Below are 13,638 nucleotides of genomic sequence, written 5' to 3' on the forward strand. Positions count from 1 at the left end.
GCCTCCCCGCAGAGGTATACGGGTTTTTGGTGATCAGCCTAGACATAGCCTATTCTTTGTTCATCTACAGAAGTCTACCCCGGTATAGAATAACTGTCTATTCGACCAGTCATGAGGATTTACCAAAACGCCCGTGAATCACATTTTCACCGTTCTCCAGCGCATCCATGTAGTCGGCATACCACTGGAGCATTTCCCGGCGACCATCGAGATACTGGGCGTGGTTGTACGTGCCACGGATCGAGTTTTTATCTACGTGTGCCAGCTGCGTTTCAATCCACGCTGTGTTGTAGCCCTGTTCGTGGAGAATTGTGCTCATGGTGTGGCGGAATCCGTGGCCGGTTACACGCCCGGCATACCCAATACGACGAATCAGGACGTTCATAGCCATTTCGCTCATCGGCTTACTGTGATGAATCCTTCCAGGGAAAATAAACTGATAGTGCCCGGTGATTGGCTTTAGCTGTTCCAGAATGGCAATAGCCTGATCGGATAACGGTACGCAGTGAGGACGACGCTTTTTCATTCTGGAAGGCGGTACTTCCCATAAGCGCTTTTCAAAATCAATTTCAGCCCACTCCCCTTGCCGTAGTTCACCGGGTCGCAAACCAGTAAGCACCTGCAAGCGCATTGCCAGCTTAACCACAATGCTGCCGCTATAGGTATTCAACGTTCTAAAAAATTCTGGCAATTCTTCGTGTTTCAAAAATGCGTAATGCTCTTTCTTATGCGGGACAAAAGCACTTACGAGATCAGGTGCGGGATTATACTCAGCCCTACCAGTAACGATGGCATAACGCCACACCTCGCCGCAGCGTTGCCGGACTTTACGTAGCTTCTCGGTCGCCCCGCGCTCGTCCAGCCGGGAAAGGACGCCCATCAGTTCCATCGGCTTAATTTCAGCGATAGGACGCCCGCCAATAAACGGAAATACGTCAGTCTCAAACGTCTTCATCATTTCTTCGGCATAACCAGCAGACCAGCGATCAGTGCGCTTTTCGTACCACTCGCGGGCGATAGCTTCAAAGGTATTCCCCCTTTCTTCCTCCCTTACCTGCTTTTCTCTCTTACGTACATCGCTGGGGTTTATGCCTGCTACCACCAGCTTTTTAGCCTCATCGCGTTTCAACCTAGCTTCGGTCAAAGGAATATCAGGATATGTACCAAGTGACAGCATTTTTGGCTTTCCGTCGAAACGATACCGGAAACGCCACCCCTTTGATCCGTTCGGCTCAATGAGTAGAGACAGGCCGCTACCATCATTAAGTGTATAGGGCTTCTCACGTGGCTTAGAGCGCCTGATTTCAAGGTCTGTAAGTGGCATTGTGTATAGTTCCAGAGTGTAGAGCGCGGGCTATACGCATTACTATACACATAGATGTATAGATTTCGGTAGATGAAAGTAGACGTAGAAATAACGAGAATTAGCGCTAAGACTTGTAGTTGGTGGCTTTTGTGGACTTGGGTAGACGTTGAGAAATGTTTGTTTGGAGCGGGCGAAGGGAATCGAACCCTCGTATAGAGCTTGGGAAGCTCTCGTTCTACCATTGAACTACGCCCGCTTTGAGGTGCGTATGGCATTATAGACCTTACGCACCTTCATACAAGCCTCTTCACAACTAAATGGCGATAAAATAATCACTTAGCACTTCGGTTTGCTACCAGGAGCCGGAAGATAACGCTGCGGATCGATGGCCGTCGCCTTATAGCGGATCTGGAAGTGTAACTTAACCGAATCCGTACCGGTGCTGCCCATGGTGGCAATCTTCTGCCCTGCTTTGACGTTCTGCCCGTTGTTAACCAGCATCGTGTCGTTGTGAGCATAGGCCGTGATGTAATCTTCACCGTGCTTAATCATAATCAGATTGCCGTAACCGCGCAGTTGGTTACCGACATAAACCACCTTCCCTGCCCCAGAGGCATAAACCGGCGTACCGCGTGTAGCGGCAATATCAATACCCTTGTTGCCACCTTCAGAGAGTGAGTAAGGGGCGACCACTTTACCGCTGGCAGGCCAAATCCAGCAGCGCTGTCCAACCGGTGGCCATGACGATTGAGGCACCTGATAGGATGGCGTCACTTTGGCAGTTTTGCCCTTCGACGAGGATTTTTTACCAGAAGACGTTCCACCACTAACCTTCAGTTGCTGACCCACCTCGATGGTGTATGGCGGAGAGAGATTATTTAATCGCGCCAGATCCTTCACGCTGGTCCCCGTAGCGCGCGAAATTCGATACAGGGTGTCCCCGCGCTTAACGGTATAGACCGAACCGGAATAGCTACCCATATCCGAAGATTTGCTCCCTGAACAACCTGCCAGCAATAGCGTTAGCATCAGGTAAATAATGGCGGTGATGGGATTTCTCGTCAGGCTTCCTGCAAACAAAACAGATCCTCGGTCAGCGTGAATGGCGCTCTATGATAACAGTCCGGATAGATATGGGTCAGCCCTTTTCCGCTCTGTGGGATAAACCGTTCGTATAAGAATGCCGTATAATGCCCCGGCTGATGGTGCTGAACCACTCGGCATTTTGGCACTGGAGCATGAATGAGTATTCAAGAACACGTTATTTTGGTAAATGACCAGGGAATGGTGATTGGCACTCAGGAAAAGTACGCCGCTCACACCTCGCATACCCCGCTGCATCTGGCTTTCTCCACCTGGCTGTTTAATGCCAAAGGCGAATGTCTGGTGACCCGACGCGCGTTAAGCAAAAAAGCCTGGCCGGGTGTCTGGACTAACTCCGTGTGCGGACATCCACAATCGGGTGAAGAGACGGAGCAGGCTATTATCCGACGCTGCCGCTATGAGGTCGGCGCCGAAATTACCGATATCACCCCTGTCGCATCAGATTTTCGCTACCGCGAAATCGACCCTTCCGGGATAGTAGAAAACGAAATTTGCCCGGTATTTGCTGCCCGCATCACCAATAAAGTGACGATAAACGAAGGTGAAGTGATGGAGTATCAGTGGATTGAACTGGACACGTTATTCAGCGCGCTGGACGCGACGCCCTGGGCCTTTAGCCCCTGGATGGTCATGGAAGCGACGACCGCCCGCGAAAAACTCAAAGCCTTCGCGGCGCAATAAAAAAGCCCCTTTCGGGGCTTTTTTTACATCTTAACGCCTTATTTCACCGGTCGCATCGCCGGGAACAGGATTACGTCACGGATGGTGTGGCTGTTAGTGAACAGCATCACCATACGGTCGATACCAATACCCAGACCTGCAGTTGGTGGCAGGCCGTGCTCCAGCGCAGTCACATAGTCTTCGTCGTAGAACATCGCTTCGTCATCGCCTGCCGCTTTCGCGTCAACCTGCTCCTGGAAGCGCTGAGCCTGATCTTCCGCATCGTTCAGCTCGCTAAAGCCGTTGCCGATTTCACGGCCACCGATGAAGAACTCGAAACGGTCAGTGATTTCCGGGTTCACGTCATTACGACGCGCCAGCGGAGAAACTTCTGCCGGGTATTCGGTGATGAAGGTCGGCTGAATCAGGTGCGCTTCGGCCACTTCTTCGAAGATCTCGGTCACGATACGGCCCAGACCCCAGCTCTTCTCAACCTTGATACCGATGCTTTCAGCGATCGCTTTCGCAGAGTCGAAGTTATCCAGATCGGCCATGTTGGTTTCCGGACGGTATTTCTTGATCGCTTCGCGCATAGTCAGTTTTTCAAACGGCTTGCCGAAGTCGAACACTTCTTCACCGTAAGGGACCTGCGTGGTGCCCAGAATATCCTGTGCCAGGGTACGGAACAGAGATTCTGTCAGCTCGATCAGATCTTTGTAATCCGCATACGCCATATAGAGTTCCATCATGGTGAACTCTGGGTTATGACGAACGGAGATACCTTCGTTACGGAAGTTACGGTTGATTTCAAACACGCGGTCGAAACCACCCACCACCAGACGCTTCAGGTACAGTTCCGGCGCGATACGCAGGTACATGTCCAGGTCCAGGGCGTTGTGATGGGTGATGAACGGACGTGCAGACGCACCGCCAGGGATCACCTGCATCATTGGGGTTTCCACTTCCATAAAGTCGCGGTTAACCATGAACTGGCGGATACCGGCCATGATCCGGGAGCGAATTTTGAATGTATTGCGGGATTCATCGTTAGAGATGAGATCCAGGTAACGCTGACGATAACGCGCTTCCTGATCCTGCAGGCCGTGGAATTTGTCCGGCAGCGGGCGCAGGGCTTTGGTCAGCAGACGCAGTTCGGTGCAGTGGATAGACAGTTCACCGGTCTTAGTTTTGAACAGTTTACCTTTCGCGCCCAGGATATCGCCCAGGTCCCACTTCTTGAACTGCTCGTTGTAGATGCCTTCTGGCAGATCGTCACGGGAAACGTACAACTGAATACGGCCGCCAACGTCCTGCAAGGTCACGAAAGAGGCTTTACCCATGATACGACGGGTCATCATACGGCCTGCCACTGACACTTCTACGTTCAGAGCTTCCAGCTCTTCGTTCTCTTTACCGTCGAAATCAGCGTGCAGTTGGTCTGAGGTATGGTCACGACGAAAATCGTTCGGGAACGGCACGCCCTGCTCACGCAGTGCTGCCAGCTTCTCGCGGCGGGTTTTCAGTTCGTTGTTAAGATCGACTACCGCGTCAGCGCCCTGTGCTTGTTGTTCAGACATGTTGGTTCCTCATAACCCTGCTTTCAAACTTGCTTCGATAAATTGGTCCAGGCTGCCATCCAGCACCGCCTGCGTGTTGCGGGTTTCAACCCCGGTACGCAGGTCTTTGATGCGGGAGTCATCGAGGACATAAGAACGGATCTGGCTGCCCCAACCGATGTCAGACTTGTTATCTTCCATCGCCTGTTTCTCAGCATTTTTCTTCTGCATCTCCAGTTCATAAAGCTTCGCTTTCATCTGCTTCATGGCCTGGTCTTTGTTTTTATGCTGGGAACGGTCATTCTGGCATTGCGTTACCAGCCCGGTTGGAATATGGGTGATACGCACCGCAGATTCTGTACGGTTAACGTGCTGACCACCCGCACCAGATGCGCGGTAAACGTCAATACGCAGGTCAGCCGGGTTAATTTCGATATCAATATCTTCGTCAACTTCCGGGTAAACGAATGCAGAACTAAAGGAGGTATGACGACGGCCACCGGAGTCGAACGGGCTCTTACGTACCAGGCGGTGAACGCCGGTTTCAGTACGCAACCAGCCGTAGGCGTAATCGCCAATGATTTTGATGGTCACGGATTTCAGACCCGCAACTTCACCTTCAGATTCTTCGATAATTTCGGTTTTGAAGCCGCGCGCTTCTGCCCAACGCAGATACATACGCGTCAGCATACTGGCCCAGTCCTGCGCTTCAGTACCGCCAGAACCGGCCTGAATATCGAGATAGCAGTCAGCGCTGTCATATTCGCCGGAGAACATGCGACGGAACTCAAGCTGCGCCAGCTTCTCTTCCAGAACGTCGAGTTCTGCCACGGCTTCGTTAAAGGTTTCTTCGTCGTCAGCTTCAACAGCCAGCTCCAGTAAACCGGAAACATCTTCCAGCCCCTGAGCCATTTGATCCAGCGTATCTACGATAGCTTCGAGAGAGGAACGCTCTTTACCCAGCGCCTGTGCGCGCTCAGGTTCGTTCCAGACGTCAGGCTGTTCCAGCTCGGCGTTTACTTCTTCAAGACGCTCTTTCTTGGCATCGTAGTCAAAGATACCCCCTAAGAACGTCAGAGCGCTCCGTGAGGTCCTGAATACGGTTTTTTACCGGATTAATTTCAAACATGGTCTGTTTTCTTTTATGGACTTGTCAAAATGCGGTGATAAGAGCGGGATTGTACCGAATCCACGCCCTTTTTTATAGAGATTACTGCCGCTAAATTGGCCAGATATTGTCGATGATGATCTGGAGGCTGCGGTTACCGCGAAACTCGTTGATGTCCAGTTTGTACGCCAGCTCAACCTCGCGCACGCCGTTGTCCGGCCATACCGCCGTGTCAACGTTGAAGGCAATACCATCCAGCAACGAACCACCGCCCACGGGTTCAACCATCACTTTCAGATGGCGTTCGCCGACAATACGCTGTTGCAACAGACGGAAACGGCCGTCAAACAACGGCTCCGGGAACATCTGCCCCCATGGACCGGCATCGCGGAGCATTTGTGCCACATCCATCGTCATCTCAGCGGGTGCAAGCTCGCCATCAGATACTACTTCCCCTTGCAACAGGGCCGGGTCGATCCAGTCGGTCACCAGCTCGCCAAACAGACGCTGAAACTCATCGAATTTCGCCTCTTCCAGCGACAAGCCAGCTGCCATCGCGTGGCCACCAAACTTGATCATGAGATTCGGGTAAAGCGTATCAAGACGCTCCAGCGCATCGCGCATGTGCAGGCCCTGAATCGAACGACCGGAGCCTTTCAGCGTGCCGTCCCCTGCCGGGGCAAACGCGATCACCGGGCGGTGGAAACGCTCTTTAATGCGCGACGCCAGAATGCCTACTACGCCCTGATGCCACTCGGGGTGATACATCGCCAGACCGCCAGGCAGCGTATCGCCACTCCGTTCAAGTTTTTCGCACAAGGTCAGCGCTTCTGCCTGCATTCCCTGCTCAATCTCTTTACGGGTCTGGTTCAGAGCGTCCAGTTCATTGGCAAGGACACGCGCTTCACCAATATTGTCGCAAAGCAGCAAAGCGACGCCGACGGACATATCGTCCAGCCTTCCGGCTGCGTTCAAACGCGGTCCGATGGCAAAGCCCAAATCACTGGCCGCCAGTTTGAGCGGGTCACGGTTGGCAATCTCCAGCAAGGCCTTAATTCCCGGACGGCATTTGCCCGCCCGAATGCGGCTTAAACCCTGCCAGGTCAAAATACGATTATTGGCATCAAGCGGCACCACGTCCGCGACTGTTCCCAGCGCCACCAGGTCAAGATACTCGGCGAGATTGGGTACGGCAATCCCGCGGGAGTCGAACCAGCCTTTATCACGCAACAGCGTACGCAGCGCCAGCATCAGATAAAACGCCACTCCCACACCCGCCAGTGATTTCGACGGAAAATCGCAGTCGCGCAGGTTTGGGTTGATGATCGCTTCCGCCGCAGGGAGTGTGTCACCCGGCAGGTGGTGATCGGTGACCAGTACCGGGATCCCAAGCTTATGGGCATGATCGACGCCCGCATGAGAAGAGATCCCATTGTCCACGGTCATGATCATCTGTGCGCCGCGGGCATGAGCCTGATCGACCACTTCCGGGCTGAGGCCGTAGCCGTCTTCAAACCGGTTCGGCACAAGATAGGTCACGTTATTGCAACCCAGCGCGCGCAGGCTGAGTACACTTAATGCAGTGCTGGTTGCTCCGTCTGCATCGAAATCCCCCACCACCACGATTCGCGTTCCTTCCAGAAACGCGTTGTAGAGCATTTCCACGGCTTTTTCGATGCCATTCAGCTGTTGCCAGGGCAGCATCCCTTTCACGCTCCGCTCAAGATCTTCAGCGGTACGCACGCCACGGCTGGCGTAGAGCCGTTTCAGCAATGGTGGAAGATCGTCTGGCAAATCAATCTGCTCGGCCACCTCGCGGCGGCGCAATTTTATTGGGGCTTTCACGCGGATTATTTACCACCAAACTGTTTCTGGTGCGCGTCGAGGAACTCTTTCATCTCTTTTGGTCCCTGGTAACCTGGAACAACATAGCCGTTGCTCAGGACAATCGCCGGCGTACCGCTCACGCCAAATTGCACGCCCAGTGCATAGTGGTTGGCAATGTCAATGTCGCAGGATGCAGGTGTAACAGCTTTACCGTTCATCGCATCATCAAACGCTTTGTTGCGGTCTTTTGCACACCAAATAGCTTTCATATCCTGCTCTGGCTGGCTCTGCACGCCTGCACGTGGGAAAGCCAGGTAACGCACGGTAATGCCCAGCGCGTTGTAGTCTTTCATCTCTTCATGCAGTTTGTGGCAGTAGCCACAGGTGATGTCAGTGAAGACGGTAATAACGTGTTTTTCCTGCGCCGCTTTGTAGACAATCATCTCTTTTTCGAGCGCGTTCAGGTTTTTCATCAGCAGCTGGTTGGTGACGTTTACCGGCTGCGCGCCGCTCACATCGTACATTGGCCCCTGAATAATGTGTTTGCCGTCTTCGGTGACATACAGCACGCCGCTGCTCGTCAGCACCGTTTTCATGCCAGCAACCGGTGCTGGCTGAATATCGCTACCCGTGACGCCAAGCTTAGCCAGCGACTGTTTGATTGCGGCGTCATCCGCATGGGCGAAACCGGTAAATGAGGCTGCCAGCAGGGTGAACAGCGCAAAAGACTTTTTCATATTTGATCCTGTTACAATTCGTCGGCACTCACGCACGAGGGTGGTGCTGTTGGTGTAGCTGCCGCAGGCGTTCCGTCGCGACATGAGTATAAATTTGCGTCGTGGAAAGGTCGCTATGCCCCAGCAACATCTGCACCACGCGTAAATCAGCGCCGTGGTTTAACAGATGCGTCGCGAAAGCATGACGCAATACGTGCGGCGAAAGCTTTTCACTGTCGATACCCGCCAGTGTGGCGTAATGCTTGATGCGATGCCAGAACGTTTGCCGTGTCATCTGCTGCGCGCGCTGGCTCGGGAACAGAACATCGATAGAAGCACCATTGAGCAACCACGGACGGCCGTGCTCCAGGTACGTTTCCAGCCAGTAAACCGCCTCTTCTCCCAGCGGTACCAGCCTTTCCTTGTTTCCTTTACCGATTACACGAACCACACCCTGACGCAGGCTGATGTCGCTCATCGTCAGACCAACCAGTTCAGAAACGCGCAAGCCGGTAGCATACAATAGCTCAAGCATGGCTTTATCGCGTAACTCCAGCGGCAGGTCAACTGCGGGTGACTGTAATAATCTCTCAACTTGTGCTTCGCTAAGATCTTTCGGCAGCCGCTGCGGAAGTTTCGGGGATGCCAGCAGCGCGCTGGGATCGTCTTCGCGAATTTTCTCACGATAGAGGTGCTGGAACAGCCGACGCATGGCGCTGAGCAAGCGCGCAGAGCTGGTCGCTTTGTATCCCCCTTCTACACGTTCACCGAGCAGTGCCTGAAGGTCGTCACTTTGTGCGCTCGCAAGAGACAGCCCACGGTGTGCCAGCCACTCCACCAGCATGGTGAGATCGCGCCGGTACGCACTGAGCGTATTCTCAGCCAGGTTTTTCTCCAGCCACAGTGCGTCGAGAAACTGTTCGATCAGTGCGAGATCCTTTTCCACATCAGCCCCTTTGATTCTGCAGTCAGGCCATTATGCCTGATTGCTACAGGTTTCTGGTACACTACGCGCAAAGTCAAAGCAAGAATTGAGATAGTTACGCGATGAATATTGGTCTGTTCTATGGTTCCAGCACCTGCTACACCGAAATGGCGGCAGAGAAAATTCGCGACATCATTGGCCCGGAACTGGTGACGTTGCATAACCTGAAAGATGACGCACTCACACTGATGGAGCAGTACGACGTGTTGATCCTCGGTATCCCAACCTGGGATTTCGGTGAGATACAGGAAGACTGGGAAGCTATCTGGGACCAGCTTGATACGCTCAACCTCAGCGGCAAAATTATCGCCATGTACGGCATGGGTGATCAATTAGGTTACGGAGAATGGTTCCTGGATGCACTCGGCATGCTGCACGATAAACTGGTACCGAAAGGCGTTACGTTTATCGGCTACTGGCCAACCGAAGGGTATGAGTTCACCAGTAAAAAGCCGATTATTGCCGATGGCGAGCTGTTTGTTGGACTCGCGCTGGATGAAACCAACCAGTACGATCTCAGCGATGATCGCCTGCAAACCTGGTGCGAGCAGATTCTGGGCGAAATGGCAGAACAGTTTAGCTAACGCACTTTACTCCTGCGTCGACTGTTGCAATAACATCCGGCGCAGGTCTCGCCACTCTGAAGCATCCATACTGTCAGCCGCCAACCACAGATGCTGACAACGCCCACCGTCCACATTGCGTAACCGTAACATCATGCCGGAGTTGAGCATCCAGGGCATCCCGAGAATATCCCACTCTTTACCCTGCCAGCGCAGGCGGGAATCCATCAGGAGTTTAATTTCTCCCTGACGGGCATTAATGCGACGCTGGCTGCGTACGCTGTCAAAAACGACAAATGACAGTAACAGCAGCCACAGAGGCGTATAGCTCAACGGCCATGGCATCAGTAATACAATGGCCGCAACCAGGCCGTGGAGCAATAAAGACATCCACTGAGAACGCCACGAGACGCGAAGATCAGATTGCCACAGGACCACGTTCCCGATTCCGTGTTTGAATTAATTGCACCATCCGTTGCAACTCGGTGTCGGCGGGTTTGCCGTGGTTCATCAGCCAGTTGAATAAATCTGGATCGTCAGACTCAAGCAGGCGAACAAACAGACGCTTATCATCATCGCTTAAGCTGTCATACTCATATTCGAAGAAAGGCATGATGGAAATATCAAGTTCACGCATGCCGCGACGGCATGCCCAGTGAATACGGGCCTTGTTGTTAATATCCATGTTCTGTTTCCTGCATTACGTTTGGCACAGTCGGTACCCCGTTCAGTGTTCTTGATTTCGCTACGGGGACACCAGCTAGTGTAACGTGTTTTTGACCGTTTCTTTACTGGAATCTTGCGATCTACAAGCAGGCTTCCAGAATAAACCCCACGAAGACAGCGGATTACACTATTTTGCGTGGCGTTACGCAGAACCGGTTGATGGCACAAATGGCCTGCTGAAAGCGCTTGCATTGCCAGCAGGCTCTTTTACCATTAGGCATTATCAAAGCGTTAAGCAATTCAGGATATCGTTATGGCATTTACACCATTTTCTCCTCGCCAGCCCGCCGCCTCTGCGCGTCTGCCGCTGACGCTTATTTCTCTTGATGACTGGGCGCTGGCAACACTCACCGGTGCCGATGCCGAAAAATACTTGCAGGGTCAGGTGACCGCCGATGTCAGCCAGATGACTGAACACCAGCACCTGCTGGCCGCACATTGCGACCCTAAAGGCAAAATGTGGAGCAACCTGCGTCTCTTCCGCCGTCAGGACGGCTTTGCCTTTATTGAGCGCCGTAGCCTGCAAGACGCCCAACTCAAAGAGCTGAAAAAGTACGCCGTCTTTTCCAAAGTCACGATTGCCCCGGACGACGCACATATCCTGCTGGGTGTGGCGGGTTTTCAGGCGCGTGCCGCGCTGAAAAATCTGTTCAGCGAATTGCCCGATGCAGAAAAACAGGTGGTCAGCGAAGGTGCTAGCTCTATCCTGTGGTTCGAACACCCGGAGGAGCGTTTCCTGTTAGTGACGGATGCCGCCACAGCAGAGCGCGTGACTGAGGCGCTACGCGGTGAGGCCCAGTTCAACAACAGTCAGCAGTGGTTGGCACTGAACATTGAAGCAGGTCTGCCGGTGATTGACGCAGCAAACAGCGCGCAGTTTATTCCTCAGGCAACCAACCTCCAGGCTCTGGGTGGTATCAGCTTTAAGAAAGGCTGTTACACCGGCCAGGAGATGGTGGCTCGTGCAAAATTCCGCGGGGCAAACAAACGTGCGCTGTGGACACTGGCGGGTCATGCCAGCCGTGTACCTGAAGCGGGCGAAGATTTAGAGCTGAAGATGGGTGATAACTGGCGCCGCACCGGCACCGTGTTAGCAGCCGTACAGCTGGAAGATGGCCGTCTTCTGGTTCAGGCCGTTATGAATAATGACATGGAAGCCAATAGCGTGTTCCGCGTGCGTGACGATGCCAATACATTGAGTATTGAACCACTACCGTATTCGCTGGAAGAGTAATTCTGTATCGCCCGGTAGCGCTGCGCTTACCGGGCCTACAGATCCCGTAGGTCGGGTAAGGCGCAGCCGCCACCCGACAAAAACTACACCTGCCCCACGTACAAATAAATCGCCAGGAAGTGACACACGCTGCCGCCCAGTACAAAACCGTGCCAGATAGCGTGGTTGTAAGGGATACGCTTGCAAACGTAGAAAATCACGCCCAGCGAATAAACCACCCCGCCAACAGCCAGCAATGTTACCCCACCCGCCGCCAGTTTGATTGCCAACTGATAAACCACAATCAGCGACAGCCAGCCCATCGTCAGATAGGTCACCAGTGAAAATATCTTAAACCGGTGGGCAATCGTCAGCTTAAACAGGATCCCCAGCAGTGCCAGGCTCCAGATAACAATCATCAGGCCGCGGGCGAGCGGTGAATCGAGCCCCACCAGCAGAAAAGGCGTATAGGTACCGGCAATAAGAAGATAGATGGCACAGTGGTCAAATTTCTTAAGCCACATCTTGGCCCGTTGATGCGGAATTGCGTGATACAGCGTAGAGGCCAGAAACAGCAGGATCATACTCCCGCCATACAGGCTATAGCTGGTAATGGCCATCGCGCTGGCATTGGTGTCTACCGCCTGCACCAGCAATAATACTAAACCGACAATCCCAAACACCAGGCCAATGCCGTGGCTGATGCTGTTGGCTATTTCCTCAGCCAGCGAATATCCCTGTGCGATTAATGGTCTGCTCGCCATACAAAACTCCGGGAAAACAAAAGATGATTATTCATCGCAAGACTATGCTAACTGAGAATGATTCCAGTGAACACCTGTTAGCTAAAATATTTTCATCATGATTTTTTGTATATAAAAATCATATACATAAATAATTTATTCACCTAACATTTGTTCACATAAAAATTTAATCATTATGAATCAATAGCATAAAATTGGATCCTGCAATCTGGCTGCATGTTATGATGGACGGATGAGGTCTGAATGAGAGTTTTGCCATTGTGACTATGTTCACCCACACCGCCATTGCCAGTCTCAATAATCTGGAGATGATGGTCTACAACTATGTCATTAAAAATCGTGACAAAGTCATGTACATGACCATCCGCGAGCTGGCGGACGCGGCTGGTGTCTCAACCACTACGATCCTGCGCTTTTGCCGCAAGCTCAACTGCGAAGGTTATTCTGAATTTCGCGTACGCTTCAAACTCTATCTGGAGCAAAACGAGCCCCAGCAGGCAAACTTCGGTACCAGCGAAATTATCAGCTTCTTTAAAAGCGTGAATAATGAAGAGTTCGATGCGTTATTAGATAACGCGGTAGATATTATTTTGTCTTCTGAGCGAATTATATTTGTCGGCGCGGGTACGTCAGGCTCTCTGGCAAAATATGGCGCACGTTTCTTTTCAAATATTGGTAAATTCAGCAACCATATCGACGATCCTTATTTCCCGGTCACCAATGATATGGCGAAAAATGCGCTGGCGATTGTGCTTTCTGTCTCCGGTGAGACTGAGGAGATCCTGCGTTTCGCCAGCCAGTTCAGCCTGCATCACTGCAAGGTGCTCTCCATTACCAGCCACGAACACTCGCGTCTGGCAAAGCTGGCAGACTTTAATCTCTCATGGCATGTCCCCCAGACGCGTATTGGGGGCGTTTATGATATCACCACGCAAATCCCCGTTATCTATATTCTGGAATCTCTCGGCCGCAAACTGGCGAAGAAATTGACAGAATAAAACACCCTGTTTTTTTGATGTGACAAATCACATTTCACACAAATTGTTATATCGTGACATTTAATTTCACTTTGCTAGACTCGAAATCAATAAGCCATATATTGAGAATAGT

14 protein-coding genes and 1 tRNA gene are annotated in these 13,638 nt (G+C 52.3%); 4 read left to right on the top strand and 11 right to left on the bottom strand.

Features of this window, described 5'->3' with window-relative positions:
• Positions 1-109: 109 nt before the first annotated feature.
• The 3 genes from ACLHV9_RS20345 to actS all read right to left on the bottom strand — a co-directional run bounded on the left by ACLHV9_RS20345 (position 110) and on the right by actS (position 2,386).
• Positions 110-1,324, bottom strand: coding sequence for a tyrosine-type recombinase/integrase (locus ACLHV9_RS20345; protein ID WP_407221029.1), 1,215 nt, complete (start codon positions 1,322-1,324; stop codon positions 110-112).
• 164 nt (positions 1,325-1,488) lie between these two features.
• Positions 1,489-1,562, bottom strand: a tRNA-Gly gene (locus ACLHV9_RS20350).
• A gap of 80 nt (positions 1,563-1,642) precedes the next feature.
• Positions 1,643-2,386, bottom strand: a complete 744-nt coding sequence (gene actS / locus ACLHV9_RS20355) for an amidase activator ActS (RefSeq protein ID WP_108090410.1) — start codon at positions 2,384-2,386, stop codon at positions 1,643-1,645.
• Between the two features lie 162 nt (positions 2,387-2,548).
• On the opposite strand from actS, the gene idi reads away from it, so the two are divergent.
• Positions 2,549-3,091 carry an isopentenyl-diphosphate Delta-isomerase gene (gene idi / locus ACLHV9_RS20360; protein WP_108090411.1) on the top strand — a complete coding sequence of 181 codons (543 nt, stop codon included), beginning with the start codon at positions 2,549-2,551 and terminating at the stop codon, positions 3,089-3,091.
• 38 nt (positions 3,092-3,129) lie between these two features.
• Here idi and lysS read toward each other — a convergent pair whose 3' ends face one another.
• The 5 genes from lysS to xerD all read right to left on the bottom strand — a co-directional run bounded on the left by lysS (position 3,130) and on the right by xerD (position 9,223).
• Positions 3,130-4,647, bottom strand: coding sequence for a lysine--tRNA ligase (lysS, locus tag ACLHV9_RS20365; protein ID WP_108090412.1), 1,518 nt, complete (start codon positions 4,645-4,647; stop codon positions 3,130-3,132).
• Positions 4,648-4,656: 9 nt separating this feature from the next.
• Positions 4,657-5,755, bottom strand: a protein-coding gene (gene prfB, locus ACLHV9_RS20370; RefSeq protein ID WP_096151315.1) for a peptide chain release factor 2 whose coding sequence is annotated in 2 segments (ribosomal slippage) — positions 4,657-5,679 and positions 5,681-5,755 — 1,098 coding nt in all. Because the reading frame shifts where the segments join, the coding sequence is not laid out codon by codon here.
• Positions 5,756-5,845: 90 nt separating this feature from the next.
• A complete protein-coding gene (gene recJ / locus ACLHV9_RS20375; RefSeq protein WP_407221030.1) occupies positions 5,846-7,579 on the bottom strand; it encodes a single-stranded-DNA-specific exonuclease RecJ in 1,734 nt (577 codons plus the stop codon).
• A 5-nt stretch (positions 7,580-7,584) separates the two neighbouring features.
• Entirely contained in the window at positions 7,585-8,298 is a 714-nt protein-coding gene (gene dsbC, locus ACLHV9_RS20380; protein ID WP_028016948.1) for a bifunctional protein-disulfide isomerase/oxidoreductase DsbC, read from the bottom strand.
• 28 nt (positions 8,299-8,326) lie between these two features.
• Positions 8,327-9,223: a site-specific tyrosine recombinase XerD gene (xerD, locus tag ACLHV9_RS20385; protein WP_108090414.1), complete on the bottom strand. Its 897-nt coding sequence runs from the start codon at positions 9,221-9,223 to the stop codon at positions 8,327-8,329.
• Between the two features lie 101 nt (positions 9,224-9,324).
• On the opposite strand from xerD, the gene fldB reads away from it, so the two are divergent.
• Positions 9,325-9,846, top strand: coding sequence for a flavodoxin FldB (gene fldB, locus ACLHV9_RS20390; protein WP_028016950.1), 522 nt, complete (start codon positions 9,325-9,327; stop codon positions 9,844-9,846).
• 6 nt (positions 9,847-9,852) lie between these two features.
• Here the strand turns inward: fldB and ACLHV9_RS20395 are convergent, their stop codons facing one another.
• Entirely contained in the window at positions 9,853-10,263 is a 411-nt protein-coding gene (locus ACLHV9_RS20395; RefSeq protein ID WP_028016951.1) for a protein YgfX, read from the bottom strand.
• Positions 10,244-10,510: an FAD assembly factor SdhE gene (sdhE, locus tag ACLHV9_RS20400; protein ID WP_010435322.1), complete on the bottom strand. Its 267-nt coding sequence runs from the start codon at positions 10,508-10,510 to the stop codon at positions 10,244-10,246. The genes ACLHV9_RS20395 and sdhE overlap by 20 nt, the downstream gene beginning before the upstream one ends.
• A gap of 294 nt (positions 10,511-10,804) precedes the next feature.
• On the opposite strand from sdhE, the gene ygfZ reads away from it, so the two are divergent.
• Complete coding sequence (ygfZ, locus tag ACLHV9_RS20405) at positions 10,805-11,785, top strand: tRNA-modifying protein YgfZ (protein WP_108090415.1); 981 nt, start codon at positions 10,805-10,807, stop codon at positions 11,783-11,785.
• Between the two features lie 83 nt (positions 11,786-11,868).
• Here ygfZ and trhA read toward each other — a convergent pair whose 3' ends face one another.
• Entirely contained in the window at positions 11,869-12,528 is a 660-nt protein-coding gene (gene trhA / locus ACLHV9_RS20410; protein WP_108090416.1) for a PAQR family membrane homeostasis protein TrhA, read from the bottom strand.
• 266 nt (positions 12,529-12,794) lie between these two features.
• Between trhA and ACLHV9_RS20415 the strand changes: the two genes are divergently transcribed.
• Positions 12,795-13,526: a MurR/RpiR family transcriptional regulator gene (locus ACLHV9_RS20415; RefSeq protein WP_028016954.1), complete on the top strand. Its 732-nt coding sequence runs from the start codon at positions 12,795-12,797 to the stop codon at positions 13,524-13,526.
• The last annotated feature ends 112 nt before the right edge of the window (positions 13,527-13,638 follow it).

The organism is Enterobacter sp. CPE_E890, from assembly GCF_046521475.1.
GTDB lineage: Bacteria > Pseudomonadota > Gammaproteobacteria > Enterobacterales > Enterobacteriaceae > Enterobacter > Enterobacter adelaidei.

What these genes read in the sequence shown, in the direction of transcription:
- dsbC (WP_028016948.1), bottom strand. Translation starts at nt 8,298, where the DNA reads ATGAAAAAGTCTTTTGCGCTGTTCACCCTGCTGGCAGCCTCATTTACC.
- trhA (WP_108090416.1), bottom strand. Translation starts at nt 12,528, where the DNA reads ATGGCGAGCAGACCATTAATCGCACAGGGATATTCGCTGGCTGAGGAA.
- ACLHV9_RS20415 (WP_028016954.1), top strand. Translation starts at nt 12,795, where the DNA reads ATGTTCACCCACACCGCCATTGCCAGTCTCAATAATCTGGAGATGATG.
- ACLHV9_RS20345 (WP_407221029.1), bottom strand. Translation starts at nt 1,324, where the DNA reads ATGCCACTTACAGACCTTGAAATCAGGCGCTCTAAGCCACGTGAGAAG.
- fldB (WP_028016950.1), top strand. Translation starts at nt 9,325, where the DNA reads ATGAATATTGGTCTGTTCTATGGTTCCAGCACCTGCTACACCGAAATG.
- lysS (WP_108090412.1), bottom strand. Translation starts at nt 4,647, where the DNA reads ATGTCTGAACAACAAGCACAGGGCGCTGACGCGGTAGTCGATCTTAAC.
- sdhE (WP_010435322.1), bottom strand. Translation starts at nt 10,510, where the DNA reads ATGGATATTAACAACAAGGCCCGTATTCACTGGGCATGCCGTCGCGGC.
- ygfZ (WP_108090415.1), top strand. Translation starts at nt 10,805, where the DNA reads ATGGCATTTACACCATTTTCTCCTCGCCAGCCCGCCGCCTCTGCGCGT.
- idi (WP_108090411.1), top strand. Translation starts at nt 2,549, where the DNA reads ATGAGTATTCAAGAACACGTTATTTTGGTAAATGACCAGGGAATGGTG.